Source organism: Leifsonia sp. 1010, assembly GCF_031455295.1.
In the GTDB taxonomy this organism is placed as follows: Bacteria; Actinomycetota; Actinomycetes; order Actinomycetales; family Microbacteriaceae; genus Leifsonia.
In genome coordinates, this window is sequence record NZ_JAVDSL010000001.1 from 1,589,621 (window position 1) to 1,616,052 (window position 26,432).

Annotated in this window: 25 protein-coding genes and 1 tRNA gene; 18 read left to right on the forward strand and 8 right to left on the reverse strand. The window is 70.2% G+C overall.

Going from position 1 to position 26,432, the window contains the following annotated elements:
- Positions 1-86 precede the first annotated feature (86 nt).
- Together J2Y42_RS07745 and J2Y42_RS07750 are read left to right on the forward strand one after the other, a co-directional pair.
- A complete protein-coding gene (locus J2Y42_RS07745) occupies positions 87-2,489 on the forward strand; it encodes a glycosyl hydrolase family 95 catalytic domain-containing protein (RefSeq protein WP_309856526.1) in 2,403 nt (800 codons plus the stop codon).
- A 32-nt stretch (positions 2,490-2,521) separates the two neighbouring features.
- On the forward strand, positions 2,522-3,688 hold the full coding sequence (locus J2Y42_RS07750; RefSeq protein WP_309856529.1) for an ROK family protein: 1,167 nt from the start codon (positions 2,522-2,524) through the stop codon (positions 3,686-3,688).
- Positions 3,689-3,710: 22 nt separating this feature from the next.
- Here the strand turns inward: J2Y42_RS07750 and J2Y42_RS07755 are convergent, their stop codons facing one another.
- On the reverse strand, positions 3,711-4,901 hold the full coding sequence (locus J2Y42_RS07755; protein ID WP_309856532.1) for an ROK family protein: 1,191 nt from the start codon (positions 4,899-4,901) through the stop codon (positions 3,711-3,713).
- Between the two features lie 274 nt (positions 4,902-5,175).
- On the opposite strand from J2Y42_RS07755, the gene J2Y42_RS07760 reads away from it, so the two are divergent.
- From J2Y42_RS07760 to J2Y42_RS07770, 3 genes are all read left to right on the forward strand, one after another.
- Positions 5,176-6,162 carry an ABC transporter permease subunit gene (locus J2Y42_RS07760; protein ID WP_309856535.1) on the forward strand — a complete coding sequence of 329 codons (987 nt, stop codon included), beginning with the start codon at positions 5,176-5,178 and terminating at the stop codon, positions 6,160-6,162.
- Positions 6,159-7,109, forward strand: a complete 951-nt coding sequence (locus J2Y42_RS07765) for a carbohydrate ABC transporter permease (protein WP_309856538.1) — start codon at positions 6,159-6,161, stop codon at positions 7,107-7,109. Before J2Y42_RS07760 ends, J2Y42_RS07765 begins: the two co-directional genes overlap by 4 nt.
- 85 nt (positions 7,110-7,194) lie before the next feature.
- Positions 7,195-8,877, forward strand: coding sequence for an ABC transporter substrate-binding protein (locus J2Y42_RS07770; RefSeq protein ID WP_309856540.1), 1,683 nt, complete (start codon positions 7,195-7,197; stop codon positions 8,875-8,877).
- 39 nt (positions 8,878-8,916) lie between these two features.
- Here J2Y42_RS07770 and J2Y42_RS07775 read toward each other — a convergent pair whose 3' ends face one another.
- Complete coding sequence (locus J2Y42_RS07775; protein ID WP_309856542.1) at positions 8,917-9,798, reverse strand: SDR family NAD(P)-dependent oxidoreductase; 882 nt, start codon at positions 9,796-9,798, stop codon at positions 8,917-8,919.
- A gap of 28 nt (positions 9,799-9,826) precedes the next feature.
- On the opposite strand from J2Y42_RS07775, the gene J2Y42_RS07780 reads away from it, so the two are divergent.
- The 3 genes from J2Y42_RS07780 to J2Y42_RS07790 are packed head-to-tail and all read left to right on the forward strand — an operon-like array spanning position 9,827 to position 11,537.
- Positions 9,827-10,312: a MarR family transcriptional regulator gene (locus J2Y42_RS07780; RefSeq protein ID WP_309856545.1), complete on the forward strand. Its 486-nt coding sequence runs from the start codon at positions 9,827-9,829 to the stop codon at positions 10,310-10,312.
- A gap of 28 nt (positions 10,313-10,340) precedes the next feature.
- Positions 10,341-11,183 carry an AraC family transcriptional regulator gene (locus tag J2Y42_RS07785; RefSeq protein ID WP_309856547.1) on the forward strand — a complete coding sequence of 281 codons (843 nt, stop codon included), beginning with the start codon at positions 10,341-10,343 and terminating at the stop codon, positions 11,181-11,183.
- Positions 11,184-11,228: 45 nt separating this feature from the next.
- A complete protein-coding gene (locus J2Y42_RS07790) occupies positions 11,229-11,537 on the forward strand; it encodes a hypothetical protein (protein ID WP_309856550.1) in 309 nt (102 codons plus the stop codon).
- A 45-nt stretch (positions 11,538-11,582) separates the two neighbouring features.
- Here J2Y42_RS07790 and J2Y42_RS07795 read toward each other — a convergent pair whose 3' ends face one another.
- Both J2Y42_RS07795 and J2Y42_RS07800 read right to left on the reverse strand, forming a co-directional pair.
- Positions 11,583-12,791 (reverse strand): MFS transporter, encoded by a 1,209-nt coding sequence (locus J2Y42_RS07795; RefSeq protein WP_309856553.1) that lies wholly within the window; start codon positions 12,789-12,791, stop codon positions 11,583-11,585.
- Positions 12,792-12,871: 80 nt separating this feature from the next.
- Positions 12,872-13,789 (reverse strand): NAD(P)-dependent oxidoreductase, encoded by a 918-nt coding sequence (locus J2Y42_RS07800; RefSeq protein ID WP_309856556.1) that lies wholly within the window; start codon positions 13,787-13,789, stop codon positions 12,872-12,874.
- 95 nt (positions 13,790-13,884) lie between these two features.
- On the opposite strand from J2Y42_RS07800, the gene J2Y42_RS07805 reads away from it, so the two are divergent.
- Together J2Y42_RS07805 and J2Y42_RS07810 are read left to right on the forward strand one after the other, a co-directional pair.
- Complete coding sequence (locus tag J2Y42_RS07805; RefSeq protein ID WP_309856558.1) at positions 13,885-14,793, forward strand: LysR family transcriptional regulator; 909 nt, start codon at positions 13,885-13,887, stop codon at positions 14,791-14,793.
- Positions 14,794-14,831: 38 nt separating this feature from the next.
- Positions 14,832-15,650: a hypothetical protein gene (locus tag J2Y42_RS07810; protein ID WP_309856561.1), complete on the forward strand. Its 819-nt coding sequence runs from the start codon at positions 14,832-14,834 to the stop codon at positions 15,648-15,650.
- A 20-nt stretch (positions 15,651-15,670) separates the two neighbouring features.
- Here the strand turns inward: J2Y42_RS07810 and J2Y42_RS07815 are convergent, their stop codons facing one another.
- Complete coding sequence (locus tag J2Y42_RS07815; protein ID WP_309856563.1) at positions 15,671-16,267, reverse strand: dihydrofolate reductase family protein; 597 nt, start codon at positions 16,265-16,267, stop codon at positions 15,671-15,673.
- Between the two features lie 604 nt (positions 16,268-16,871).
- Here J2Y42_RS07815 and J2Y42_RS07820 point away from each other — a divergent pair.
- From J2Y42_RS07820 to J2Y42_RS07835, 4 genes are all read left to right on the forward strand, one after another.
- A complete protein-coding gene (locus tag J2Y42_RS07820) occupies positions 16,872-17,318 on the forward strand; it encodes a MaoC family dehydratase N-terminal domain-containing protein (protein WP_309856566.1) in 447 nt (148 codons plus the stop codon).
- Complete coding sequence (locus J2Y42_RS07825) at positions 17,318-17,743, forward strand: MaoC family dehydratase (RefSeq protein ID WP_309856569.1); 426 nt, start codon at positions 17,318-17,320, stop codon at positions 17,741-17,743. The genes J2Y42_RS07820 and J2Y42_RS07825 overlap by 1 nt, the downstream gene beginning before the upstream one ends.
- A 26-nt stretch (positions 17,744-17,769) precedes the next feature.
- The gene (locus J2Y42_RS07830) at positions 17,770-18,909 is read left to right on the forward strand and encodes a UDP-N-acetylmuramate dehydrogenase (RefSeq protein WP_309858067.1); all 1,140 of its coding nucleotides are present in this window, start codon (positions 17,770-17,772) and stop codon (positions 18,907-18,909) included.
- 152 nt (positions 18,910-19,061) lie between these two features.
- Positions 19,062-19,907 carry a hypothetical protein gene (locus J2Y42_RS07835; protein ID WP_309856572.1) on the forward strand — a complete coding sequence of 282 codons (846 nt, stop codon included), beginning with the start codon at positions 19,062-19,064 and terminating at the stop codon, positions 19,905-19,907.
- Between the two features lie 80 nt (positions 19,908-19,987).
- Here the strand turns inward: J2Y42_RS07835 and J2Y42_RS07840 are convergent, their stop codons facing one another.
- From J2Y42_RS07840 to J2Y42_RS07850, 3 genes are all read right to left on the reverse strand, one after another.
- Positions 19,988-22,078: a RecQ family ATP-dependent DNA helicase gene (locus J2Y42_RS07840; RefSeq protein ID WP_309856576.1), complete on the reverse strand. Its 2,091-nt coding sequence runs from the start codon at positions 22,076-22,078 to the stop codon at positions 19,988-19,990.
- 92 nt (positions 22,079-22,170) lie between these two features.
- Positions 22,171-22,506 (reverse strand): hypothetical protein, encoded by a 336-nt coding sequence (locus tag J2Y42_RS07845; RefSeq protein ID WP_309856578.1) that lies wholly within the window; start codon positions 22,504-22,506, stop codon positions 22,171-22,173.
- A gap of 37 nt (positions 22,507-22,543) precedes the next feature.
- Positions 22,544-23,839, reverse strand: coding sequence for a PspC domain-containing protein (locus J2Y42_RS07850; RefSeq protein WP_309856580.1), 1,296 nt, complete (start codon positions 23,837-23,839; stop codon positions 22,544-22,546).
- Between the two features lie 115 nt (positions 23,840-23,954).
- Between J2Y42_RS07850 and J2Y42_RS07855 the strand changes: the two genes are divergently transcribed.
- From J2Y42_RS07855 to secE, 4 genes are all read left to right on the forward strand, one after another.
- Positions 23,955-25,163, forward strand: coding sequence for a PspC domain-containing protein (locus tag J2Y42_RS07855; protein WP_309856583.1), 1,209 nt, complete (start codon positions 23,955-23,957; stop codon positions 25,161-25,163).
- Positions 25,160-25,834 carry a response regulator transcription factor gene (locus tag J2Y42_RS07860; RefSeq protein WP_309856586.1) on the forward strand — a complete coding sequence of 225 codons (675 nt, stop codon included), beginning with the start codon at positions 25,160-25,162 and terminating at the stop codon, positions 25,832-25,834. Before J2Y42_RS07855 ends, J2Y42_RS07860 begins: the two co-directional genes overlap by 4 nt.
- 200 nt (positions 25,835-26,034) lie before the next feature.
- Positions 26,035-26,107, forward strand: a tRNA-Trp gene (locus J2Y42_RS07865).
- Between the two features lie 42 nt (positions 26,108-26,149).
- On the forward strand, positions 26,150-26,422 hold the full coding sequence (gene secE / locus J2Y42_RS07870; RefSeq protein ID WP_018189749.1) for a preprotein translocase subunit SecE: 273 nt from the start codon (positions 26,150-26,152) through the stop codon (positions 26,420-26,422).
- Positions 26,423-26,432: the final 10 nt, after the last annotated feature.

The window sequence follows — 26,432 nt, forward strand, 5'->3', positions numbered from 1 at the left end:
AAGGACTCCTCGGGGGTTTCCGGTTACTTGACAGTGTCAATTAACCATGCCTAGTGTGTCGAGTGCAACCCCGAGAAGGAAGACCGATGACGATCTCCACCGATACTCTGCAGCTCGCCTGGAGCCGACCCGCGACCCAGTGGGAGGAGGCCGTCCCGATCGGCGACGGCTCTCTCGGTGCGATGGTCTTCGGCGGTTCCGAGGGCCGCTATCACGTCAACGATGCGACCGTGTGGTCCGGCACTCCGGAGACCGCCGCGGACGAGCTGCGTCGCGTGATCGCCGGAGGCGCGGGCCCGGAGCGCCTGCATGAGGTGCGTGAGGCGCTCGCCGCCGGGGACCTCGATGGCGCGGAGGAGTTGCTGCTCACTTTCGAGGGGCGGTACAGCCAGGAGTTCCTCCCGTTCGTGGACCTCTCGGTCGGCCTCCCAGGCGCAACGCCGGTCGACGGCGAGCCCGCGCGCGTCCTCGATCTCGACCGCCGGATCGTCGAGGAGGCACTGCAGGTCGGGGGAGCGCGCATCGAGCGGGTGTCGCGCGTCTCCGACGGCGCACTCCTCGTCTCGATCCGCTCGACGGAGCCGCTTGCCGAGGTGCGCATCTCCCTCAGCACGCCGCTCCGCGAACGGGGGCGCTCGTGGAGCGACGGGATGCTGACCCTCGACCTCGCCGTCCCGATCGACGGGGCGCCTCTGCACGAACAGTCCGTCGTCCCGCCGCTGCGCTACGCGGAAAGGGACGACGCACCCTACGACGGCTTCGCTACCGCGGCTCTCGCGGTGCGGAGCGACGGCACGACGGAGACCGCCGATGGCGACCTCGTCGTGCGTCATGCCCGTCGGCTGTCGATCGCCCTCTCGTCGTCGACCCGCGCTGAGTCGTGGTGGGCCGGCGCGGACGACGAGTGGCGGACCGTCTCCCGTGAGACGATCCGGGACCGCGCCGCTTCCCGTGTCCTCGGCGCCATCGCCGAGGACCCGGGTGCGCAGGATGACGCCGTGCGTCGCCCTGCGCCGGCGCGGTTCGCGATCGGCGGGCGGCGCGAGGGCCGGTGGGATGTCGAGACCGACATCCTGCGGGGCACCGACGATGGACTGCGGGCGACCGTTGCGGCCGAGTACGGACGCTACCTCCTCACGTCGTCGTCGCGCCCGGGCGGCCCTGCGGCGAACCTCCAAGGCATCTGGAACGGCGAGCTCCGCCCGGCGTGGTCGTCGAACTACACGATCAACATCAACACGGAGATGAACTACTGGGCGGCCGGACCGCTCGGCGTGATCGATCACGCCGAACCGCTGATCTCGCTCGTCGAGCGTCTGGCTTCCAACGGTCGTGACGTCGCGCGGGAGCTCTACGGCTGCCGCGGTTGGGTCGCCCACCACAACACCGACCTCTGGGGCTGGGCGCTCCCCGTCGGCATGGGTCATGGCGCGCCGAGCTGGGCGATCTGGATGATGGGCGGCGTGTGGTTGACCCACTCGCTCTGGGATCACTACGAGTTCAGCGCCGACGAGGCCCTCCTGCGCGACCGGATCTGGCCGCTGCTCCGTGGCGCGGCGGAGTTCTGCCTCGACTGGCTTCAGGTCGGGCCGGACGGCCGTGCCTACCTCGCTCCGTCGACATCGCCCGAGAACTCCTACCGGGACGCCGACGGCGATCCGCGCTCCCTGGGCCTTACGGCGACGATGGACCTCGAGCTCATCCGCTCGCTCTTCGAGCGCTGCCTGGACGCACTCGACATGCTCGGCGGGAGCGACCCCGTCCGGCGCGAGCTGGAGGCGGCGCTCGCCGTCATCCCAGACCCGCCGATCGGCCGCGACGGACGGCTGCAGGAATGGTCGGAGGAGGTGACCGAGCACGAGCCAGCCCACCGGCACCTGTCCGCGCTGGTCGGCCTCTACCCGCTCGACCTCATCACGCCGGAGGGCACCCCGGAGCTCGCGGACGCGGCTCGCCGGTTCCTCGACGCGAGGGGGCCGGGTGCGATGGGGTGGTCCTGGGCGTGGAAGATCGCGCTCCGTGCGCGGCTCGGAGACGGCGAGGCGGCGCACGACCTGCTGCAGCAGGCCCTCACGCCGTACGACGGCGACGCCCGCCGGCACGGGCCGGTCGACGGCTCGGAGTGGGGCGGCCTCCTGCCGAACCTGTTCAGCACGCATCCTCCGTTCCAGATCGACGGCAACCTCGGGTTCCCGGCGGGAATCGCCGAGCTGCTCCTGCAGAGCCACGGGGGAGTCATCCAGCTGCTGCCCGCGCTGCCCGCCGCCTGGCCCGACGGTCGGGTCCACGGGCTCAGGGCCCGCGGCGCGCTCAGCGTCGACCTGGAGTGGGCGGAAGGAAGGCTGACGACGGCCGTCATCCGCAACCTCCACAGTGAGCCGCGCACCGTCCGCATCCGCTCGGGAAGCACCGACGCCGTCGTCCGTCTCCAGCCGGGAGACGAGCATGTGCTGCAGGGGGAGCCCCGGCTCCCCGTCTCCACTCCGTAAGGTGGAAGCACCCCGACCGGAGAGGGCACCGCATGAACGACGAGCTGCGAGCACGCACAGCGCTGCTCGGGTCGTCATCGGAGGCGGCGACCCGGGTCTTCACCACCATCCTCACCCGGAGCCCGATCAGCCGCATCGAGGTGGCCCGGCTCACCGGGCTGTCGCAGGCCGCCGTCACCAAGGCCGTGACGCCGCTGGTCGCCGCCGGCCTCGTCGACGATTCGCTCGGTGTCACCCCCACCGGTCTGCCCGGCCGGCCCGCGAACCCGGTCGCGGTGGTCCCGGACGCGGTGATCGCGCTCGGGATCAAGGTCAACGTCGACGAGCTGATCGGCGTGGCGACCGATCTGACCACGCGGATCATCGCCTCCGATCGCGTCGAGCTGGTGTCTCACGATCCGGTCGCGGTGGTGGACGCCATCGTCGCGATGTGCGCGCGCCTGCAGGAGCCGCTCGGCGACCTCCGGTCGAGCGTCGCCTCCATCGGCGTCTCGGTCTCGGGCGACGTGGACACCGCGACCGGCGTCGTCCGCGACTCGGCCATCATGGGCTGGCACGGTGTGGAGCTCGCCGCCGCGCTGCGTGAGCACCTCGACGCCGAGATCGTGGTGGACAACGACGTGCGGGCGCTGACGATCGGCGAGCACTGGTTCGGCGTCGGGCTCGGTACGAGCTCGTTCGCCATCGTGACGATCGGCCGCGGCATAGGCAGCGGCCTGCACCTGAACGGCGAGGTCGTGGAGGGCGCCTACGGGGTCGCGGGCGAGATCGGCCACCTGCCGCTGACGTCGCCCGACCGGGTCTGCGGGTGCGGGCGCCGCGGTTGCGTCGAGGCGGTCGCCGCGACCAGCGCGATCGTCGCGACGGTCTCCGCGGCCCACGGCCGGCCCGTCACAGTCGAGGAGGCCGTCGCGCTGGCGCACGCGGGGGATCGGGCGGCCGTCGAAGCGTTCGGCGAGGCCGGTGCCGTCATCGGACTGGCGATCGCCAGCCTGGTCAACATGGTCGGACCGGAGCTCGTCATCATCGGCGGCGAGGGCGTCGTCGAGTTCGGGCTCTTCGAGGAGCGTCTTCGCGCTGCCTATGCCGAGCACGTGTTCGAGTCCGCCGGCCGCTGCCGCATCGTCGTGCGGCCGCACACCTTCGAGGACTGGGCGCGTGGAGCGGCCGCCTCGGCCATCCGCTCCCTCGTCCTCTGACTGAGCCTCCGCTGCCAGAGCCTCAGTCCGCGGCCTGCTGGGGCGAGACGGTGATGGATTCGCGCAGCGCGGCCACCGCGGCGCCGCGCGCCCAATCGGTGAAGGTGTGGCGGCGGACGACCAGGCGGCAGTTGGCCGCGGCGCCGAACGCGTGCGCAAGGAACTCCTCGCGGAACCGGCGCTCGTAGAGGTCGTAGTCCATGACCCCCTCCCCGGCGATCACGACCACCTCGGGCCCGAACAGGTTCACGGTGGCGGCCACCGCGGCACCGATGGCCGTGCCCGCCCGCTCGAAGGCGTCGACGGCTGCAGGATCGCCGTCGTGCGCAAGGCGGATGACGTCCGTCAGGGTGAGGTCAGGCTCCCCTCTCTCCAGGCTCACCGCGTCGCGGATGGCCCGGGAGGAGGCGACAGCCTCGACGCAGCCGCGACGGCCGCATACGCACAGGGCATCGGACGACGCGAGCGGGAGGTGCCCGATCTCGCCCGCGACGCCGTGGGCGCCGACGACGACGTCGTCGTTCACGTAGATGCCGCACCCGATGCCCGCACCGATCGTGATGATCGCGAACGACTCCGCGTCCCTGCCCGCGCCGAACCACTGCTCGGACTTCGCGAGTGCCCTCACGTCGTTCTCGACGGTGATGGGCAGGTCAAGTTCTTCCGCCAGGCGCGCGCCCAGGGGAAAGTGAGTCCAGCCGAGCAGGGGGGAGTCGCGGACAAGTCCGGTCGTGCTGTCGATGTCGCCGGAGACCGAGACGCCGACGCCGGTGAGATTCGCGGCCGTGTCGCCGAGCTGCGCGATGAGCGACGTCACCGAGGTCACGATGGCGGCGATCGTGCTCTCCGGGTCGTGGCTCTTGAGCCGTCGACGGGTGGAGCCGAGCACCTCGTTGCCCAGGCTGACGGTCACGGCGAAGATCTCGTCCGCATTCACCTTGACCCCGATCGCGATCATCGACCGCGAGACGACGCTGAGGGGGCGAACAGGGCGGCCGGGGAAGGAGTGCTCGGCGTGCTCGCCCACGGTCACGTAGCCGCCCTCGATGAGCGGATTGACCGTCTTGGTCACCTTCGCCTGCGACAGGCCGGTGAGACGGCCGATGTCGAGCCGGCTGACCGGTCCGTGCGTGATGATGCGCGTGAAGATCTCGGCCGACCGGGGAGTGCCCAGTTCCGGCCGCCGACGGGTGCCCACGTCATCGAGTGGCATGTCGAGAGAGTACCCCATTGCCCCCGCTTTCTTTCTTTCGTGTTCGAATGCGCGGCGCCCATGATTCGCACGAATCCCGGCGGGCAGCGGATGCGTACGACGGAGGGCGCCTGGCATCAGGATAGATTATTGACAACGGTAAGGAAATAGGTTTTGCTGTATCCAGTCCGGGCGGACCGAGCGTCCATCCGGCTCGATCTGTTCAGGAGTCTTCGATGACGAAGCGGCAACACCGTTGGCACGCGGCGGTGCGCGGATGACCAGCGCCCCGCCCATGACGACCACCACCACCCGGCAACCGGCTCGGACCACTCCGCCGCCGAAGGCACGCGTGACGACCCGGCGCAGGACCCTCGGTCAGCGCTGGCGCATCGCGCTCCGACGGCACTGGCAGCTGTACCTGCTGACGATCCTGCCGCTCGCCTACTTCGCGATCTTCAAGTACGTGCCGATCTCCAACGCGATCATCGCGTTCAAGGACTACAGCCCGGTGCTGGGCGTGTGGGGGAGCCCGTGGAACGACTTCGCGAACTTCCAGGCGATGCTGCAGAACCCGCAGTTCCCCACGCTCGTCTCCAACACCCTGATCCTCTCCGGATACGCGGTGCTGGCGAGCTTCCCCATCCCGATCATCCTGGCCCTCGCCCTCAACGAGGTGCGTCACCGCTGGTTCCAGAAGACCGTGCAGATGGTCACGTACGCCCCGTACTTCATCTCCACGGTGGTCGTCGTGTCGATGCTCATCCTGATCATGGCCCCACGTCTGGGCGTCATCAGCCAGGTGTTCGGGTTCTTCGGCGTCCCGTCTCCCGACCTCCTGGGCGACCCCGACTACTTCCGCAACATCTACGTCTGGTCGGACGTGTGGCAGACCGCGGGCTACTCCGCCGTCATCTACATGGCGGCGCTCTCCGGAATCGACCCGTCGCTGTATGAGGCGGCGCGGATGGACGGCGCCTCCCGGCTCCGGAAGATCTGGCACGTCGACATCCCCGGCATCATGCCGACCGCGATGATCGTGCTCATCCTGAGCGTCGGCAACATCATGGCGATCGGTTTCGAGAAGGTCTACCTGCTGCAGAACCCGCTGAACCTGGGGCAGTCCGAGATCATCGCCACCTACGTCTACAAGCTGGGCATCCTCAACGCCGACTTCGGGACGGCGACCGCCGTCGGCCTCTTCAATTCCGTCGTGAACCTCGTGCTCCTGCTGGTCGTCAACTGGGTGGCACGTCGAGTGAGTGGGAGCGGACTGTGGTGACCATCGATCTTCCGGCCGAGCGCGCGCGGCAGAAGGCGCGTGCGAAGCGCATCAAGAAGCCCCGTCGCATCAAGGAGTCGCCGGGAGACCGCGCGCTCCTCGTCGTCATCTATCTCGGGCTCACCCTGGCGGTCCTCGTCGTCCTCCTGCCCCTGCTGTTCATCCTCGCCAGCTCCTTCTCCTCACCGCATGCGGTGACGGCGGGCCAGGTCTTCCTCTGGCCGGTGGACTTCACGCTCAAGGGCTACCAGACGGTGCTCGCGGACCCGCAGGTGCTGATGGGCTACGCCAACTCGCTGTTCTACATGATCGCGGGCACCCTGATCAGCACCACCCTGACGGTCTGCATCGCGTGGCCGCTGTCGCGCCCGTCGTTCATGGGCCGCAACGTGATCATGTCGCTGCTGCTGTTCACCATGCTGTTCAGCGGTGGACTCATCCCGACCTACATGGTCGTGCAGAACCTCGGCCTCCTCGACACGCGCTGGGCACTCCTGCTGCCGCAGGCGGTCGCGGTGTGGCAGGTCATCATCGCCCGGACGTTCTTCCGCTCGGCGATCCCAGAAGAGCTCGTCGAGGCCGCGTCCCTCGACGGCGCGAGCGACTTCCGGTTCCTGTGGACCGTCGTGCTCCCGCTCTCGAAGCCGCTGATCGCCGTCATCGCGCTCATGTATGCGATCGGCCAGTGGAACGGCTACTTCGACGCGCTCCTCTATCTGAAGAGCTCCGACCTGTTCCCGCTCCAACTCGTCCTGCGCAACATCCTGGTCCTCAACGCGACCAACGGAGGCGTGAGCGACCTGGCGGCCCAGGCGCAGAACCAGGAGCTCGTGAACCTCCTCAAGTACGCGCTCATCGTGATCACGAGCGTCCCGGTGCTGATCATCTATCCGTTCGTCGCCCGGTACTTCAACAAAGGCGTGCTCATCGGTTCGGTCAAAGGCTGAGCCGGCCGATCGAGCGTCATCTCCCACCACACAGTGCACCATCCACATCCCTGACACACCCGAAGTTCCAAAGGAGGAACGCACCATGTTCTCGAAGACTGATCGACGACCCCGCCGGGTCCGGTCGCGGGCGCTCGTCGCCGCGGTGGGCGGCACCGCCGCGCTGCTCGCCCTCTCCGCCTGCACCCCCGCGAGCGGGTCGGCCGCTGACGACAAGATCGGCGGAACGGCCGCACTGAGCGTCTTCGCCCAGCAGGGCACCGGACAGGATCTCGCCACCAACGCCTTCACCAAGGAGGTGGAGAAGAAGTTCAACATCAAGTTCTCCTGGCAGACGACGACGCAGGATTCGTCGGTGGCGCCCGAGAAGCGGCAGATCCTGATGGCGAGCGGCGACTATCCCGACGCGTTCCTCCTCATCCCGTGGGTGGACCAGTTCAACCAGGTCGACGTCGAGAAGCTGGCCAAGCAGGGCGTCGCTCTGCCGCTCAACGACCTCATCAAGCAGTACGCGCCCGACATCCAGAAGGCGCTCGACAGCAACCCGGACTACAAGGCGATGGCGACCTCGCCCGACGGCAAGATCTACGGCCTGCCGCAGCTGGCCGAGACGCTGCACATCCAGTACCCGTCGAAGCTCTGGATGAACACGGAGTGGCTGAAGAAGCTCGGCCTCCAGATGCCGAAGACCACCGACGAGATGACGAAGGTGCTCGAGGCGTTCAAGAACGGCGACCCGAACGGCAACGGTCAGAAGGACGAGATCCCGCTCAGCGGCGACTCCCACGACACGCTGATCCCGTTCTTCATGAACGCGTTCATCTACGATCCGCAGAACCCGGACAAGGGCAACCAGTCGACGACGGTCCTCAACAAGGGCAAGGTCGACATCCAGGCGAACAAGGACGGCTGGCGCGAGGGTCTGAAGTACATCAAGTCGCTGTGGGATGCCGGCCTCATCGACAAGGGCGCCTTCACGCAGAACCCCGCGGCGCTCGCCCAGGAAGGCAACAACGCGGGACCCGTGCTGCTCGGCAGCGCGAGCGGGCTGCACCCGTACATCTTCGTCAGCCCCGGCGCGAAGGACGGCCGTGACAAGCAGTACGACGCCGTCCCGCCGCTGACCGGTCCGGACGGAGCCGACTACGCCACGTACGCCTTCGGCAGCACCCCGGGCGCGACGTTCATGCTGACGAACAAGGCGTCGAAGAACGACCAGGTCGCCGCGATCAAGCTGGTGAACTACCTGTTCACAGAGAAGGGCCAGCTCGACGGCAACTTCGGCCCGGAGGGCAAGGGATGGGACAAGGCGCCCGCGGGCTCCGAAGCGCTCAACCCCGACGTGAAGGCGCAGTTCGTCAACCTGCAGCTCTCTCAGGATGAGGCCAACGCCGTCCAGTGGGGCGCGCTGTCCACCTACAACCAGAACGCTGCGTTCCGTGAGTCGCAGGCCGTGCCGACGGACATCTACGACACATCCGGGTACGAGCGCCGGCTGTTCCAGGCGACGCAGCTCTACCAGGGCCACGAGGACAAGAGCCAGATCTACCCGAGCTGGAAGGTGTGGCCGGATCCCGCGAAGGCGACGCAGGTGGCCACGCAGCAGACGAACATCGACAACTACGTCACGCAGAACGCCCTGGCCTTCATCACGGGTTCCAAGAGCCTCGACAGCGACTGGGATTCCTACGTGAAGGGCTTCGACGGCCTCGGGCTGAAGGACTACCTCAGCACGCTGCAGAAGGCGTACGACGCGTCGAAGAAGTAGTGCCGCGGACGCCGGCGGGGACCTCCCCGCCGGCGTCCGTCATGCGCCGAGCAGGCGTTCCGTCTCGGCCCACAGCCGCTGCTGCCACTCCGGGTCTCCACCCGGATGCGCCGGCGTCAGCGGCTTCGCGCTGCGCACGGAGAAGTACTCGCCGGTCCTCCCTGCGAACGCGGGATCGGTGGCCAGCCGGACGATCAAGCCTGCGCCTCTGGCGGGGTCGCCGATGCGCAGCAGCCGCAACACGCGCTCGAGCGGCGCGGCGAAGCGCAGCTCCCGGCCCAGGCCCGTCACGTTGAACCCCGGGTCCAGGCAGTTCGCGGTGACGCCGGTGTCTTCGATCCGCCGGGCGAGCTCTCGGGTGAACATGATGTCGAGCAGTTTCGTCTTTCCGTAGACGGTGGAGGATCCCCGCGCGGTGAACGGCGTCGTGTCGGTCAGATCCTCGGGCAGCGCGAGCGTGCCGTGCCGACGGGAGGCTTCGGAGGCGACGTTCACGATCCGCGCTCCCGGCGTCTGCGTGAGCACGGGGAGCAGCTCCCGCGTGAGCAGCCAAGGAGCGAGGTAGTTCACGGCGACCATCTCGGGGAAGCCGTCGGCCGTCACCCGCTGCTCGAACGCGTGGATGCCGGCGTTGTTGACGAGGACATCGATGTGCTCGTAGGCGGCGGCGATCTCCTGTCCCACCCGGCGGACATCGTCGAGGCGGGTGAGGTCGGCCGAGAACACGCGGACCTCCGCGCCGGGCTTGACTTCTTCGATCGCGGCGCGCGTGGCATCGGCGCGGCCGGCATCCCGAGCGGTGATGGCCAGTCGGGCGCCCTGGCGTGCCAGCTCGATGGCGGCGAGCCGCCCGAGGCCGCTGGTGGCGCCGGTGATGACGATGGTCGGTGGATGCGCGGACGGGCCGGATAAAGTGGGCATTTCCACACCATAAGGAATTGATGGGGAAATGTCCACTAAATCCGGAGCGGACGCGGACCGCCGCGCAGCCGAACTCGCCCTCGGCGTCGAGCTCAACGCCCTGCTGAGCGCATCCCGTGCCCTCACCGAGCGCAGCGCCGCCGTCTTCCACCGGGGCGTCCAGCCGGCCGCCTTCCACGTCGCGCGCTGGCTGTACGCCTACGGCCCGGCGAACCCGAGCGCCGTGGCCGACGCGGTCGCAATGGACCGCAGCTCCACCAGCGCCCTCATCCGCCAGCTGAAGGCCGCCGGCCTCGTCGATAGCACCCCCGACCCGACCGACGGCCGCGCGGTCCGGGTCTCGCTGACGCCCACCGGCGCCGAGCGGGTGCGCGAGGCGCTCGACCTGCGCGGAACCGCCTTCTTCGAGCGCACCGCCGACTGGTCGGTCGCCGACCTCCGCACGCTCGCGCGCCTCCTGCGCGAGCTGACGGGGCCGCGCGGCGGCGGGAGCGCATCCACTCCGCAGGAATAGCACGCCCCGCCCGACGGTTTCGCCGAGCGTGACGATCACCGGGATGCGCGCCCCCGCCACACTGGACGAGCTGCTCTCCACGCTCGAGTGGCACGTGGATGCGTCGCGCCGCGAAGCGTTCGATCGCGGGATCCGGATCCGGTTGGAGGGCCCGACCTTCGTCTACGTCGTCGACGGATCCGTGCGCGTGCGCTCCACCGGCCCCCAGGCGGTGTCGTTCGCCTACGGCGCGGGCGACGTGGTCTTCCTGCCCGGCCGGAACGACGCCGAACTGACCGCCGACGGCCCCGGCGAGGTCGTTGTCACAGCACTTCGGCCGACAGCCGGATTCCACGCCATCGACCTGCTGCCCGACCATCTCGGCGTCCATCGGCTCGCCGACCTCGACCCCGGTGTCGCGCTGCTCGCCTCCCGGATGGGCTGCCAGACCGCGGTCCGTCGCGCGGGCGACCGCGTGATCTGCGGACGGATGGCGACCACGATCATCTCCGTCGCGATCCGCGCCTGGGCCGAGGGGGAGTGCGCGCCCGACAACTGGCCGGCCGCCGTCGAGGACCCCTTTCTCAGCCGTGTGCTCGACGCCATGCACACGAACCCGGGGCACCCGTGGACGCTTCGCGACCTCGCCGCCGTCGGCGCGATGTCGCGGACCACGTTCGCCGAGCGCTTCCGCGAGCAGGTCGGTCAGTCGCCGGCGAGCTACCTCGCGCAGGTGCGCATGGAGGCGGCCATGACCTACCTCTCGCAGGACGGCCTCAGCGTGAGCGAGACCGCCCGCCTCCTCGGCTACGAGTCGGATGCGGGCTTCAGCCGCGCGTTCCGCCGCCACACGGGGGCGGTCCCGTCCGTCTGGCGGCAGCGCGCGAGCTGAACGAAGCCGATGGCGGTGGATGGACTGCCGCGCTAGTGTCGCCTCATGCAGACGCCCCGATCGGGTCCACCTCGGCGCCTCCACGTTCCGCTCGTCGTCCTCCTCATCGTCGGCGTGCTCGTGACGGTCGCTGGCGAGGGGTGGTTCCTGACCGCGAAGGACACGGTCGCGAGCAGTGCGCAGCGGTCGAATTCCCTGCCGACTCTTCCGGTGCACGTCTACGCGCAGTACACCCAGCACCTGCCCGCGATCGACACCTCGGGTCTCTGGACCGGCCTGCTGATTGCCGGGTCGGGTATCGCAGTGCTCCTGGCGGCCGCGGCCGTCGCGATCAGGCGGTCATACGTCCGCTGATCGGGCGTGGGCCGAGTGGATGCGGCCCGCAGCCACTCGGCTCGCTCAGCGCAGAACCGCGCCGCGTCGCCCGGCGCTGCCGAACAGCACGACCCCGACCGCGACGACGGCCACGGCGACGAAGTAGGTGAACCGCACGTCGACCGTGTCGACGAGGAGGCCTCCCACGCCTGCGCCGAGCGTGATCGCCAGCTGGAACCCGGCGACGACCAGGCCGCCGGCCGCCTCCAGCCGATCCGGGATGTAGCGGCCGGCCCACGTGTTGATGACCGCGGGCCAAGCACCGAAGCCGAAGCCCCACACCACGACCGCCGCCGCCACGACGATGACCGACCCCTGCCCGACGATCGCGAGCAGGATGGCGCCGGCGATCAGCGACGGCTGCAGATAGCGCAGCAGCGCCAGGTGCCGATCGGCGAGCGCCCCGACGACCAGGTTGCCGATCACTCCGCCGACGCCGAAGGCCACGAGCAGCGCGGCCGCGAACGCCGTGTCCAGCCCGGGCACCTGGTCGAGGGCGAGACGGATGAACGTGTACGCCATGAAGTGGCCGAGGACGATCAGGATGTGACCGGCCAGCCCCTGGCGCACTCCCGGTCGCCGCAGGGTGTCGCCGAGGATGCGCAGGCTCGACGCTTCGGCCGGGGCGACCGGAGGCAGCGCCAGACGCAGCGCGACCGCGACCAGGGCCGTGAGGATCGCCGCTCCGACGAAGACGCCACGCCAATCCACGAGCGCGGTGAGATACACGCCGACCGGGACGCCGGCGACGACGGCGAGCGTCATGCCGGCGCTCACCGTGGTCAGCGCGCGGCCGAGCCGGTCGGGGGTCGCGAGCGATGCGGCCACGGTCAGTGACATCGACCAGAAGCCGCTGATGGCGACCCCGATGAGCAGCCGCGCGATCAGCAGGACCCACAGCGAGGGCGCCAGCGCCACGGCGAGGTTGGAGACGGCCGCGAGTGCCGCGACCAGCACCAGCAGAGTCCGGCGATCCATCCGCGGGATCAGGATGCCGATGGTCGGCGCCGCGAGGAACCCGACGAACGCGGTCACGGTCACCGTCTGTCCGGCCTGCCCCGGTGTCACCCCGAGTTCGGCGGCCATCGCGGTCAGCACACCGGAGGGCAGGAACTCGGCGGTCACCAGCACGAAGCTGGTCAGGAACATGACGATGAGGCCGGCCCAACGCGTGCGCGTGAGCGGCTGGGCGGCGGGAGAGGTGGCCCGGACGGGCGAGGTGTCTGTCGTCACCCTTCGACTCTGCCGGATCGCGGACGCCGGCACCTGACTCTGCGTCCGGCGTCGGGCGACCGGGCGTCCCGTGCCGGCGGTCACCGGTGCGCCGCCCGGAGCGCGGCGATCGCGACCTCATGCGAGACGACCGGCGCGTATCCCAGCTCCTCGACCGCCTTCGCCGTGCTCAGCGTGCAGGGCTGCCCCAGAAACCAGAGCACGGGGACGGGAACGACCTGATCGGCGGTGGCCGCGTCGATCTCCTGGTCGGGAACCGGCGCGCCGACGAGCTCCAGCTGGAGGCTGACGAAATCGCGCAGGTCGACCCGCTCCTGATCGGTCACGAAGTAGGCCTGGCCGCCTCGGCCGCGCGTCCAGCCGAGCAGGAGCCCCTCGACGGCGTTGTCGACGTGGGTCACATCGGTGAGGTGGTGGCCGCCCTCGATCCAGGGCAGTTGCCCGGCGCGAGCCGCATCGGCGAAGCTCGCGATCAGGCTGCTCTCCGGTCCCCAGACGAAGCGGGGCCGGACGACGACCGCGGTGAAATCGGGGCCGTCGGCGTCGAGCACGATCTGCTCTGCCATCGCCTTCGACGCGCTGTACGCGGCGGGCGAGTCGGGTCGCAGCGGTGCGCTCTCGTCCACATCCAGCAGCGGGTCGCCGGCCATCAGCGCCGCTTCGGTCCCGCAGTGCACGAAGCGAGGGACTCCGGCCGCTCGTGCGGCCTCGACGATCGAGCGCGTCCCGCCGACGGTCACCTGCTCGTGTCGTTCCCAGGGGGCGAGGATGTCGGTCTCCGCGGCGAGGTGGAAGACGACATCCATGCCGGCCAGGGCGCGGGTCAGGCCGGCCGTATCGTCCAGTTCGGCCAGCACGGCGCGGGCGCCGAGCCGGGTCACCGCCTCGGCCGACCGCTCGCTGCGGACGAGGGCCGTCACCTCATGACCCTCGTCGACGAGCCGGCCGACCAGCCGCCGTCCGATGAAACCCGATCCACCTGTCACGAATACCTTCATGGCAACTCCTTCTCTCGCTGGGTCCAGCAGTCTGGAGCGGGGATGTGTTCCCTCGGATACATCGAGGTATTGAGGTTCTGGCATAGATTTCTTCTATGCCGTCTCTCCGCGCCCTCGCCTGCCTCGTCGCGGTGGCGGATGCCGGTTCCATCACCGAAGCGGCGCGTTCGCTCTACCTGTCGCAGCCGGCCGTCTCGCATCATCTGCTCCAGCTCGAGCAGGAGGCCGGCGTCGCGCTCATCGTGCGGGAGACGCGGGGCGTGCGGCTCACTCCGGCGGGCCGCGCCGCGCTCGTGGAGGCCCGGCGTGCCGTCGACGCCGCTGACGCAGCGCTGCCGGCGGCAGCCGCGGCGGCGAGGGCGACGGGTGGCGCCATCCGGATCGGATGCGCCCAGAGCCTCGTGACGGTCCTCGCACCCGTGCTCGTCGACTGGCATCGGCGGAGGCCCGATGTCCTCCTCACGGTGCGCGAGTTCACCACGGTGGAAGAGGTGACCGCGCGCCTGGATGGCGACGAGGTCGACGTCGTCGTGATGCCCGGACCGGCACCGGCCCGCTTCGTGGGCACCGCCCTCGGGAACGAGGAGATCGTGCTTGTCACCTCCGCCGACCATTCCCTGGCGGGGACGGGCGCCGTCGAACGGCACGCGCTCGACGGCGCCTCGCTGGTGCACTACGCCCCCGAGAACAGCTTGAGCGGCTGGCTGGATCAGGCGTTCGCGCGATCGGGGGTGCGTCCGGTGGTGATCATGCGGACCGCGGTGACCGCCGCCGCTCCCCAGCTCGCGGCGGCCGGTCTGGGCGTCGCGGTCTGCCCCGCGAGCGCGGTGCCCGCGGGACTCCCCGGCGCGGTGCTCCCGTTCTCTCCGATCTGGACCCGCGAGCTCGTCGCCACGACACGCACAACGCCGCACGGTCTCGTCGCGCACCTCCTCGCGGACCTCCGCCACAGGTTAGCCACCTCGACCGCACACAGTGCCGCATCCCCGGCTGACGCGCCGTGATAGCGTGCTCTCGCTCGGCCGGCTGAGGGGAGGCGAGGATGGCGAGAAGCGCGACGGCCCGGAGAACGATCGACCCGCTGACCCGCCCGATCATGCTCGGCCGCGACATCGAGCCGCGCGTCGCGGCGGTGCTGCTTCGCCCGTTCGGCTATCTGCTGGTATCCATCGTCTGGGTGGTGCTGTTCCTCGCGGCCGTCGCCACTGCCGTCGTCGCCCTTCCGGCCGCACTGTCGGGCACCGTGGGCGACGCCGGGCTGGGGGCATCGCCGGCATTCCATCGCTACGACACATGGATGGCGTTCATCGTGATCCCGCTCGTCATGGCGGTCCTGGGCTGCGTCGGGTACCTCCTGATCCTGGCATCGCTCGGGAACATGCTGGCCGCCCTCACCCTGTTCGCCCGGAGCCTGCGGCCGTCGTTCCGGCACGAGCGGCTCTCGGCCAGCATCCGCGCGGCCGGCGGTGAGGCCGTCGGACCCTCGACCACCGCCGTGACGGGGGTCTCGCTCTCCCTTCTCCCGATGCGCCTCACCCGCTGGACCAAGCTCGTGATGATGGTCCAGTTCAACGGGTGGGTCGTCAACGGCCCGATGCTCAGCATCGGATCGGTGTGGGGAGCCCTCTACATCTTCACCGTCGGATGGATCCTGTGGCCCGCCACCGGCGTCGGTCTCGTCGTATGCGGCGTCGTCAGCGCGGCCCTCGCGGGCGTCCTGCTGTGGATGATCTGGCAGCGCCGGTCCGTGTTCCCCACCGTGATGCCCGGAGCGCTCGAGAACAGTCCGTACCGCTGGTCCTGGCCCAACAAGCCGCCGGTCGCGAAGAAGCGCGACCGGCGGACGATGCCGTCTTCCTGACCCGCCGCAGCGGCTGCCGGTCAGGCGTACTCGGGCCGACCGCCGACGCGGTATGTCAGGCCGACGATGCCGGTCGGGAACACGCGCGTGTCGGTGAGGTCGAGGGCGAAGTCGAGGCCGCGTTCGGGCAGCCAGCGCTCGCCCTCGCCCACGATCACCGGGAACTGGACGAGGTTCAGCTCGTCGACCAGCTCGTTCTCGAGAAGCCATCGTGCGAGCGCCGCGCTTCCCACCACCAGCAGCTCGCCGTCGCCCTCGGACTTCAGTTCGCGGACGCGGGCCGCGACATCCCCGGGGATGACCGTCGTGCCCTGCCAGGTCGGGTGGGTCAAAGTGCGCGAGACGACATACTTCGGCCGGGAGCTGATCGCCTCACCGAAACCGCCGTCATCGCTGCGCGCACCCCAGTAGGTCTCGAACAGCCCGTACGTCTTGCGGCCGAGCAGGAACGCGTCGGGACGCCGCCAGGTGTCGAGGATGTACTGCACGGCCTCGCCGTCGTTCAGCGGAAGCGCCCAGCCGCCGCGGGTGAAACCGGGGTCCATCTCCTCGTTATTGCCGCCGTTCGCCTGGGCGACGCCGTCGAGGGTGACCTGGAGACTGATCGTGAGCTTCATCGTGTGTGTTCCTCTCTCTCACCCCTGCAACGAAGGGCCTCCACCCATTTCGACAGCGTCGCGCGATTCGGCTTCGATTTCCACCGTGTGGATGTGTCGCGACACGCCGACACGCCGACACGCTCGACCGACGGGATGCGCCCGGGCGGTGACGGGGCGGCTCTCGGATCGCAGGTCGGTCGCCGGCCGCGCGCGTCAAAACTCGCGTCAATCTGCGGGAAAATCCGTCTCGGCGGAGCGCGGCCCTCGACGCGATCCAGCCTTCGAATGTCGGTGGTAGCCCCTACTCTGGGGGCAGCGAGAAAAAATCCCCAAAACACAACATGTAGTGGAATGACAATCGTGTCATTCGGGTTATATAGTGGGTGAACACCGCGGGAACGCGGATCACCAAGACTTCTAGGGGAGGCCATCATGGATTACGAAAACGACAGCGTTGGCGGCTACTCGGTTCCCGTCGACCCCATGGACCTGCTGCAGTGCGACAGCTGCCAGTAAGGCGCTAGCACCGAGCACGAAGACCCCGGAGGCCCACGGCCTCCGGGGTCTTCTGTCGTTCACGGCTGCCAGGGACCGGCGAGGAACGCGCCGGTAGAATCGTCGGGTGCCAGTGAATCCAGAGCTGCAGGGGCGTGAGTTCCCGCCCACCCGGCCGTACCTCGTCGGGCGAGAGAAAGTGCGCGAGTTCGCTCGGGCAGTCTTCGCGACCTCGCCGGTCTGTTTCGACGTCGACGCGGCGCGCGCGCAGGGATACCGCGACCTCGTGGCCCCGCCGACGTTCCCGGTCGTGGTTCAGGAGGCGACGCTCGCACAGCTGCTCTCCGAGCCCGATGCCGGAATCGACTTCAGCCGCGTGGTTCACGGCGACCAGCGCTTCTCGTTCTCCCGCCCGGTGTTCGCCGGCGACGAGCTGACCGCGACCCTCCGGGTGACCTCCGTGAAGTCGCTGGGCGCGCACTCGATGGTGACGGCCGAGTCGACCATCGTCGACGCCGACGGCGCGCACGTGGTGACCGCCACATCCACCCTGGTCGTGCGAGGAGACGAGTGATGGCCACCCCCGACTTCGACACCCTCACCGTCGGCGACGTGGTCGCCGAGCGCACGGTCGAACTGACCCGCGACTCCCTCGTGCGGTACGCGGGCGCCTCCGGCGACTTCAACCCCATCCACTACCGCGACGACATCGCCAACTCGGTCGGTCTGCCCGGCGTCATCGCGCACGGGATGCTCACCATGGGACTCTCCGTGCAACCGGTGGTCGACTGGGTCGGCGACCCCGCCCTCGTCGCGGACTACCAGGTGCGGTTCACCCGCCCGGTCGTGGTCGACCCCGCGGACGGGGCCACTGTGACCGTGACCGCCAAGGTCGGCCAACTGGATGCGGAAGCGCGAATCGCGCGCATCGACCTGACCACGACGTTCGGCGGCGAGACCGTGCTCGGCAAGGCGCAGGTCCGCGTCCGGTTGGCATGACCGACTCGACCATGACCGACTCGCCGATGGCCGACTCGACGCCGGCGCTCGCCGAGCTCACGACAATCCGCGTCGGCGGCGTGCCGCACCGCCTTGTAGCGGCCGACGACCGCGACGCCGTCGTGGATGCAGTCCGGGAAGCCCGTGACACCGCCGAGGACTGGCTGCTGATCGGCGGCGGCTCGAACACGGTGGCGAGCGATGAGGGCTTCGACGGGACCGTCATCCACATCCGCAGCCGCGGTGTCGAGCGTCTGCCCGCGCCCGAAGGCCGGATCCGGCTCCGCGTGCAGGCCGGCGAGCCGTGGGACGACCTCGTCGCCCTCACGGTGCGCAACGGCTGGTCCGGGATCGAGGCGCTGAGCGGCATCCCGGGGTCGACGGGCGCCGCGCCCGTGCAGAACATCGGCGCGTATGGCCAGGAGCTCGAGTCCGCGCTCGTCGGCGTGGAGTTCTTCGACGACGCCTCGGACGAGGTCGTGTACCTCACTCGGCACGAGTTGGGTCTCGGATATCGCACCTCCGTGCTGAAGCGGGGACGCATCGGTGTCGTGCTCTCGGTCGACCTGGAGCTTGCGGACGGCGCCGTTCCCGGTGCCGTCGGCGCGCCGCTGAGCGCACCCGTGGCGTACGCCCAGCTCGCGGACGCCCTGGGCGTGCCTCTCGGCGCCCGGGTTCCCGTGGCGGAACTGCGTCGCGCGGTGCTCGCCCTGCGGTCGTCGAAGGGCATGGTGCTGGACCCGGCCGACCCCGACTCGGTCAGCTCCGGATCGTTCTTCACCAACCCGATCGTGTCGGAGGGGTTCGCCCGCACCCTTCCCGCCAACGCCCCCCGCTGGCCGCAGGCGCCGCTGGAGGCCGACACGGTGATGGACATCCCGCTCGGCGGAGTGCACCCACTCGATGTCCCGCCTCTCGCGACAGCCGAGTACACGGTGAAGCTCAGCGCGGCGTGGTTGATCGAGAACGCGGGCATCCGTCGGGGATTCGCGTTGCCCGGCTCGGGTGCCGCCATCTCGTCCAAGCACACGCTCGCGATCGTCAACCGCGGGGGTGCGACGGCGGCGGACGTCGCCCAGCTGGCGTCGTTCATCCAGTCGCGGGTGCAGTCCGAGTTCGGCGTGGTGCTGCAGCCGGAGCCGATCATGGTCGGCCTCAGCCTCTGACGACGTTCGTGAGTCCGGCGGTCTCGCACCCGGTGGCCTCGCATGCGGCGCAGTGCTGACACCCATCCAACTCTGAGAGTTTTCTCACGCCGCGCTCCGTAGGCTGAACCCCAGACGGCGCGTTCGCGCCGGGAAGGACCGGAGGGGACGACATGGGATTCCTGGACCGCCTGCTCGGACGCGAGGAACCGCGCCCGAACGGCCAGCAGACGCAGAACACCGCCTACCAGCCGTACGGCGGAGGCCAGGGCCAGCCGCAGGGCCAGGCTCCCGGCCAGCCTGCCGGTCAGCCGCAGGGCCGCAGTGAGGACGAGATCGCCGTGGAGCGGTACCGGTATCTGCTCCGCACCGCTCCGCCGGAGACGATCGAGCAGGTGCACGAGGAGGCGTTCGCAAAGCTGACGCCCGACCAGCGGCGCCTGCTGTTCCAGCAGCTGAGCGAGAACGCTCCGGCGGGGGAGCAGCCGCGCGGCGACGACCCGCGGTCGCTCGCTCAGGCGGCGACCCGCTCCGAGCTCCGTCAGCCGGGCACCCTGGAGCGCGCTCTGGGCGGCAATGGCGCCGGCGGCGCCGGACGCCCCGGTTTCGGCGGAGCGGGTTTCGGCAGCATGTTCGCCAGTTCTCTGCTCGGAAGCGTGGCCGGTTACGTGATCGGCTCCGCTCTGGTCAGTGCGTTCCTTCCGGCGCCCGGCGCCGACCAGGCGGACGGCGGCGCCGGCGACCAGAACGGCGACAACCAGAACGGCGACAACCAGGACGGAAACGACCAGGGCAGCGACCAGAACGGCGGCGACCAGAACGGCGGCGACCAGGGCGGTGACGGGGGCGCCGGCGACGCCGGTTCGGTCGACGCGGCCGGCTGGGACGGGGGCGGCGACGCCTCCGGAGGCGGCGACTTCGGCGGCGGTGGCGACTGGGGCGGTGGCGGCGACTGGGGTGGCTTCGGCGGAGGCGACTTCGGTGGCGGCGACTTCGGTGGTGGCGGCGACTTCATCTGACCGGCTGGGGGAGGCGAGCGCCTGTTCGGCGCTCGCCTCCCGCAGCCGCGCTGGCAGCATCACGGGCGGCGTGGTGGAGCTCAGCTGCGCACAGCGGCCGCGAACGGCAGAACCGCCCCTGCTCCCGCGCGGAGGAGCTCCTGACCGGCGACCGTGATCGTCCAGCGACTATCGACCAGGTCGTCCACAAGGAGCACCGGAATGCCGAACGGCAGGTCGAGCCCGTCGGCGGAGAAGTGATTCCACACCGACGCCAGCCGAAAAGCGCTGTTGCCGCCGGGTGACCCGGCCGGCGGTCCGCCGCGCCACGCGAGCGTCCCCGCGAAGGGGAGACGCCCGATGCCTGCGAGCCCGCGAGCGAGGGACTCGATGAGCACCGGTCGCCGACGTGAGGGCATCGCGACGACGGCTCCCGGACGCGCATCCCAATCCCAGTCGGCGAGGACTCGCACGCACGCGTCGAGGACCGCAGTCGGCACCGGCTGGTCGGCCGCATCGTCCGCCAGCAGCTCGCGCAGTCGCCCGCCCCAGCCGAGGTCGGTCAGTCGGGCGAGCGCCCTCCCCGGCCGGAGCTGCTGGTCCGGCGCCAGCTTGCCCTTCACCGGCACCCCGAGGCGGTCTGCGCCTGTCGGCCAGAGTTTGCGCGGCTCGACCTCGACGCCGACCCGGTCGAGGATCGTGCCCACTTCGCCGGACGTGCTGCTGTCCACCTCCGTCGGGTACCAGACGCCCGCACAGTTGTCGCAGCGGCCGCAGGGGCCGGCATCCGGATCGTCGAGCGCACGCTGCAGGAACTCCATCCGGCACCCGGTCGTGGACTCGTAGTCGAGCATCGACTGCTGCTCGGCCTCGCGCGCGGCCGCGATGCGGGCGTACCGCTCCTCGTCGTACTCCCAGGGGGCGCCGGTCGAGACCCAGCCGCCGCTCACCCGCCGGACGGCGCCGTCGACATCCAGTACCTTCAGCAGCAGCTCCAGCGTGGACGCACGGAGGTCGACGCGGCTCTCCAGCACGCGCGTCGACAGGGGTTCCGACCCGAGCGCGTCGAGCACCGCGGCGGCCTTCTCGCGCGACGGCATCGAGGCGGTCGCGAAGTACTGCCAGATGGCGCGGTCCTCCGGACCCGGCAGCAGCAGCACGTCGGCGTTCTCCGTCGCCCTGCCGGCGCGACCCACCTGCTGGTAGTAGGCGACGGGAGACGACGGCGCCCCCAGGTGAACGACGAATCCGAGGTCCGGCTTGTCGAAGCCCATGCCCAGAGCACTCGTCGCCACGAGCACCTTGACCTCGTTGCGCTTGAGCCGACCCTCCAAGTCTTCGCGCTCAGCGGTGTCCGTCTGCCCGGTGTAGGCGTGCGCCTCGTGGCCGGCGCGGCGGAGCACCCGCGCGGTGTCCTCCGCAGCCGACACCGTCAGGGTGTACACGATGCCGCTGCCGGGCAGGTCGCCGAGGTGGCCGGCGAGCCACGCGAGCCGGGCGGTGGCGTCGGGCAGAGGGAGCACTCCCAATCGCAGCGATCGCCGGGCGAGTGGCCCGCGGATCGTCACGACCTCGGCTTCCCGGCCGACGCCGAGCTGCTCCACCACGTCGGCCACGACGCGCTCGTTGGCCGTCGCCGTGGTCGCGAGCACGGGCACGCCGTCGGGAAGCTGCCCGATCAGGTCGCGGAGCCGGCGATAGTCGGGCCGGAAGTCGTGGCCCCAGTCGGAGATACAGTGCGCTTCATCCACCACCAGCAGTCCGCTGCGCTCGACCAGGGCCGGCAGCTGCGTGTCGCGGAAGTCGGGATTGTTGAGCCGCTCCGGTGAGACGAGCAGCACGTCGACCGAGTCTTCCCGGAGCCTCGCCGCCACATCATCCCACTCGTGCCGATTGGACGAGTTGATGGTCACGGCGCGCACGCCCGCCCGCTCGGCTGCCGCCACCTGGTCGCGCATGAGCGCCAGCAGCGGCGAGACCAGGATGGTCGGCCCCGCTCCGCGGGCGCGCAGCAGCATGGTCGCCACGAAGTAGACGGCGGACTTGCCCCATCCCGTGCGCTGCACGACCAGGGCTCGTCGATGATCGTCGACCAGAGCGCTGATGGCCTCGAACTGCCCGTCGTGGAACTCGGCTTCCGGGCGCCCGACGAGGGCCCGGAGGCTGGAGAGGGCATCTGTTGCGGTGGTCATGAAGCCATCGTGTCAGGGACGCCTGACGCCCGCTCCCCTCCGAGGACATCGGTGGAGAACGGGCGTCGAAGCTGTTCTGTGGACGGAACCGGTCAGATCCGCACGCGCTCACGTCTGCGCTGGGAGGCTCGGATGCCGCCGAGCAAGGCGGAGACGACGATGACGAGTCCGATGACAGCGGCTCCGAGCGCCCAGGCGGAACCGGGGGTGAGTGCCGCGAGCCAGTCGCCGACCTCACGGACGCGTCCCGACGACGCCAGCACGTAGAGGGTGGCGCCGGCGAACAGTGTCAGCAGCAGCCCCCAGATCACGCCGCCCCAGCGCACCGGTGCTTCGCCGGTCGGCGCGGTGAACGGTGGTCCCGTGAGGGGCGCCGTCTCGGAGATCGAGCCCTCGTGCGGTGCGTTCTGCGGCTTCTGGTCGGTCATGGTCGTCTCTCCCGGTCGATTCTCGGCCAGCACGGGATCAGTGCTGGAGGAGCGCGGGCAGCCCGACGCTCGTCAGGTGGATGCCGGCGACGTTGTCGCCCGCGAGGAACAGTGCGGCCGTCGTGAGCACGGCCAGCAGGATCCCGAGGAAGATCAGGAATCCGCTGCGACGCCGCGCCAGCCCGGCGATGAGCACGACGACACCGACGACGAGCGTGGCGGCGGCGAGCCCGGCAGCCGTCGTGAAGCGCGTGACGTCCGCCAGTTGCGGCCACACGATGGCTACCAGGGATCCGGCGACCAGAGCGAGCCCGACGGTCAGCCAGCCGATCGCCGCGCCGACGCGCGGATTCGCCGCCCGGTAGGCCTCTCGGCGCGCAGCCGCCTCGGCTGTCGCGGTGGCGACCTGGGTCCGGAGCTCGGCCGCGCGTTGCGCCTTCACTGCGCGCATATCCGCGGCGAGACGCTGCTTCCACGCTGCATGCTCCGCGCGCCACTGCGCCTGACGCTGCTGCCAGTCGGCGACCTCGTCGGCGGAGGCGCCCAGTCGCGGTGCGGGTGGGGCCGTCGGCTCGGCAGCGGTGTCCAGCTGCGGTGCGGGGATGGATGCGGCGCTCGCCGCCGGCACGGTCGAGGATGACGCCGCCGCAGAATCGCTTGCCGAGGGAGGGGTACCGGCGTCCGCGGACTCGTTAGTCGAGCCGGCGGCACTCGTGTCCGCCGTGAAGGCGCTCGCCGCAGCCGTGTCGGCGCCGGTAGGGCCGGTCGTCCCGGACGCACCGGAACCGGCAGCGGGCGCCGCCCGCGTCGCCGCCCGGGCATCCGAGTTCCGCACGGCGATGACGATGAGCGCGACCACCGCGCCGATGACCACCAGCGTCCAGATGACGCGGCCGATCACATCGCCCCAGTCCGGAACGTTCCAGAACGGCCCGTCGGCCCACCAGACGCCGCTCGTCCACGGCAGCAGTGAGAGCAGCGCCATGACGCCGATCGCGACGATCGGCGGCTGGAAGTCGCCCTCGAAGAGCTGCTGGAGGTGGATGCGGCCGTCACGGTCCGGCAGGAGCGCCCACGCCGCCGCGTACAGCAGCAGCACGGGTGCGCCGAGGATGCCGGCCACGACGATGATGCCGCGCACGATGAGCGGGTCGATGCCCAGGCGGTACGCGACGCCGGCGCTCACTCCGCCGAGCCAGCCGTCGGCCCGGACGATGCCGAGACCGCGCATCCAATCGAAGAAGCGCGTTCCGCGGCCGGAGAATCCGGTCTGCGGACCGCCGTAGGGGTTCGCGGGCGTCCCCACCGGGGGAGTCGAGTCGTTCTGTGACATGTTCCCCATCCTGGCGTCGGGCTTCGCGCCCGGGTATCGGGTGAACCCCTGAGCGGACCCTGATTAGGGCGGCCATCGGGTGCGGGTCCCCTCGGGGTCTGCTTGGATTCTGACTATGTCCTCCACAGCGCCCGCCGGTTCGCGCGCCGGCCTGCCGCGGCCCCCGTTGGCCCGGCCGCGCACGTGCGCCGTGAGCGGGGTGAGCGTCGCGCTCGCCGACCACCTCGGCTGGCCGGTCGCGGCCGTGCGCTGGGCGTTCGTGGGCGCCACGTTCCTGGGCGGCGCCGGCATCCTGCTGTACCTCTGGCTGTGGGCGTTCACGCCGTTGCGTGCCCCGTCGGGAGTCGACCCCGCGGACGGCGTGCGCCGCCGGGTGAACCTGCCCTGGCTGCTCGCCGGCGCCGGTGCGGCGGCGGGCATCACGGCCGTGGTCCTCGCTGCAGGTGGAGCACTCGGCCCCGGCTTCGGGGCGCTGGTCGCCTGCGCCGCCCTGCTGGTGCTCGCCGTGGCCTGGGAGCAGTTGGCGGACGAGGAGCCGGTCGCCTTCGCACCTCTCTCTCCTGCCGCCTTCCGCATCGTCTGCGGTGCTTTCCTCGTGCTGGTCGCAGTGGCGATCGCCCTCACGCAGAACGTCGCAGGCTCCGGGATGCTGTGGCTCGGCATCCTGATCGCCACTTTCGCCGGCGCGGCCGTGCTGGTCGCTCCATGGGGGCTGCGGCTGTGGCGGGAGCTGATCACGGAGCGGACCGCACGCATCAAGGAGGAGCAGCGGGCGGAGATGGCAGCGCACCTGCACGACTCCGTCCTGCAGACGCTCGCGCTCATCCAGAACCGCGCAGGCGCGTCCAGCGAGGTCGGGCGCATCGCCCGTGCGCAGGAGCGGGAACTGCGCGAATGGCTGTTCACCGAGGGCGCGGCCGCGTCCGCCGCGGAGGAGCGGGACCTCGCCGCCGAGCTCCGCGATGTCGCTGCCGCTCTGGAGGTGGAGCATGCCGTCACCTTCGACGTGGTGTCGGTCGGCGAGCCGGTGACGCAGGCCCCCTCCGAGCTGGGAGCGGCCGCGCGCGAGGCGATGCTGAACGCCGCGCGGCACGCGGGCGGCGACGTCTCCGTCTACGTCGAGCACGCGTCCGGACGAGTGGATGTGTTCATCCGCGACCGCGGACCGGGCTTCGACCTCGGGGCGCTTCCCGAAGGGCGCCTCGGTGTCAGAGAATCGATCATCGGCCGCATGCGCCGTGCTGGCGGTCAGGCGACCGTGGTGGCGCGCGAGACCGGCACCGAGATCCAGCTGACCATCGACATCGCGAACGAGGCCGTATGACCGAGAGCACCGCCACCGGCCGACCTGTCACGGTGGTGATCGTGGACGACCACTCCATCTTCCGCTCAGGGCTCCGCGCCGACCTCGACCACCGCCTGCACGTCGTCGGAGAGGCGGCTGATGTGGATGCGGCGGTCGCCGTGGTCCTGGAGACCCGGCCCGACGTCGTGCTGCTCGACGTGCATCTGCCGGGCGGCGCGGGCGGCGGGGGAGCCGAGGTGGTCCGCAGGACCGCGGCCGAGACGCCATCCACGCGATTCCTGGCGCTCAGCGTGTCGGATGCGGCCGAGGACGTGGTGGGCGTCATCCGCGCCGGAGCCCGCGGCTATCTCACCAAGGGCAGCTCGGGTGGCCAGGTGAGCGATGCGGTCGTCGCGGTGGCGGGCGGCGACGCCGTCTTCTCGCCCCGCCTGGCCGGCTTCGTGCTCGACGCTTTCGGAGCCGCGTCCGGCGAGCAGGCGGAGTCGACCGACGAACTCGACCGCCTGTCGGCGCGAGAGCGCGAGGTGATGCGGTTGATCGCCCGGGGCTACGCCTACAAAGAGGTGGCGGCCGAGCTGTTCATCTCGATCAAGACGGTCGAGACCCACGTCTCCGCCGTGCTCCGGAAGCTGCAGCTGTCGTCCCGGCACGAGCTCACCGCGTGGGCGCTGGAGCGCAAACTCCTGTAGTCGGGTGACCGCTTTGCGGCCGACCTGTCGCGTCCCGTACACTTGACGCGGTGGTTGAATCTGCCAAGCTTTTTTGCGCCCTTTTTCTGGTGTAGCGACGGCAGTACTGCCCCGCTCCGGCCGGGCATCCGCAGCACGTTCGGATGTTCGATCGGTTAGCCTGGAACAGCCAGCGCAGGAAGTCGGCGATTCGGTTCCCTAGGGCGGTAGCTCAATTGGCAGAGCAGCGGTCTCCAAAACCGCAGGTTGCAGGTTCGATTCCTGTCCGCCCTGCAAGTCGGCACTCTGGTGCCGATCCACGAAAGGTGTAACGAGGTGGCCCGAAAGGTAATCGACGAGCCGAGCGAGGAGATCGTCGCCAACGCGAAGAAGGATCGCGCCGCACGGCGCAACCCCTTCGCGCGGATCGCCCTGTTCATCCGGCAGGTCATCGGCGAGCTGAAGAAGGTCGTCACGCCGACCCGCAAGGAGCTCTTCAGCTACACCGGCGTCGTGCTCGTGTTCGTGGTGATCATGATGGCTCTCGTGTCACTCCTTGACTGGGTGTTCGGCATGGGTGTCGTCTGGGTCTTCGGAAACCCGAAGTAGACGACGTCGA

Bases quoted from the DNA above. Each gene is read 5' to 3' on its own strand.
- J2Y42_RS07745 (WP_309856526.1), top strand. From the start codon at position 87: ATGACGATCTCCACCGATACTCTGCAGCTCGCCTGGAGCCGACCCGCG.
- J2Y42_RS07750 (WP_309856529.1), top strand. From the start codon at position 2,522: ATGAACGACGAGCTGCGAGCACGCACAGCGCTGCTCGGGTCGTCATCG.
- J2Y42_RS07755 (WP_309856532.1), bottom strand. From the start codon at position 4,901: ATGCCACTCGATGACGTGGGCACCCGTCGGCGGCCGGAACTGGGCACT.
- J2Y42_RS07760 (WP_309856535.1), top strand. From the start codon at position 5,176: ATGACGACCACCACCACCCGGCAACCGGCTCGGACCACTCCGCCGCCG.
- J2Y42_RS07770 (WP_309856540.1), top strand. From the start codon at position 7,195: ATGTTCTCGAAGACTGATCGACGACCCCGCCGGGTCCGGTCGCGGGCG.
- J2Y42_RS07775 (WP_309856542.1), bottom strand. From the start codon at position 9,798: ATGCCCACTTTATCCGGCCCGTCCGCGCATCCACCGACCATCGTCATC.
- J2Y42_RS07780 (WP_309856545.1), top strand. From the start codon at position 9,827: ATGTCCACTAAATCCGGAGCGGACGCGGACCGCCGCGCAGCCGAACTC.
- J2Y42_RS07790 (WP_309856550.1), top strand. From the start codon at position 11,229: ATGCAGACGCCCCGATCGGGTCCACCTCGGCGCCTCCACGTTCCGCTC.
- J2Y42_RS07800 (WP_309856556.1), bottom strand. From the start codon at position 13,789: ATGAAGGTATTCGTGACAGGTGGATCGGGTTTCATCGGACGGCGGCTG.
- J2Y42_RS07805 (WP_309856558.1), top strand. From the start codon at position 13,885: ATGCCGTCTCTCCGCGCCCTCGCCTGCCTCGTCGCGGTGGCGGATGCC.
- J2Y42_RS07810 (WP_309856561.1), top strand. From the start codon at position 14,832: ATGGCGAGAAGCGCGACGGCCCGGAGAACGATCGACCCGCTGACCCGC.
- J2Y42_RS07815 (WP_309856563.1), bottom strand. From the start codon at position 16,267: ATGAAGCTCACGATCAGTCTCCAGGTCACCCTCGACGGCGTCGCCCAG.
- J2Y42_RS07825 (WP_309856569.1), top strand. From the start codon at position 17,318: ATGGCCACCCCCGACTTCGACACCCTCACCGTCGGCGACGTGGTCGCC.
- J2Y42_RS07830 (WP_309858067.1), top strand. From the start codon at position 17,770: ATGGCCGACTCGACGCCGGCGCTCGCCGAGCTCACGACAATCCGCGTC.
- J2Y42_RS07835 (WP_309856572.1), top strand. From the start codon at position 19,062: ATGGGATTCCTGGACCGCCTGCTCGGACGCGAGGAACCGCGCCCGAAC.
- J2Y42_RS07840 (WP_309856576.1), bottom strand. From the start codon at position 22,078: ATGACCACCGCAACAGATGCCCTCTCCAGCCTCCGGGCCCTCGTCGGG.
- J2Y42_RS07845 (WP_309856578.1), bottom strand. From the start codon at position 22,506: ATGACCGACCAGAAGCCGCAGAACGCACCGCACGAGGGCTCGATCTCC.
- J2Y42_RS07850 (WP_309856580.1), bottom strand. From the start codon at position 23,839: ATGTCACAGAACGACTCGACTCCCCCGGTGGGGACGCCCGCGAACCCC.
- J2Y42_RS07855 (WP_309856583.1), top strand. From the start codon at position 23,955: ATGTCCTCCACAGCGCCCGCCGGTTCGCGCGCCGGCCTGCCGCGGCCC.
- J2Y42_RS07860 (WP_309856586.1), top strand. From the start codon at position 25,160: ATGACCGAGAGCACCGCCACCGGCCGACCTGTCACGGTGGTGATCGTG.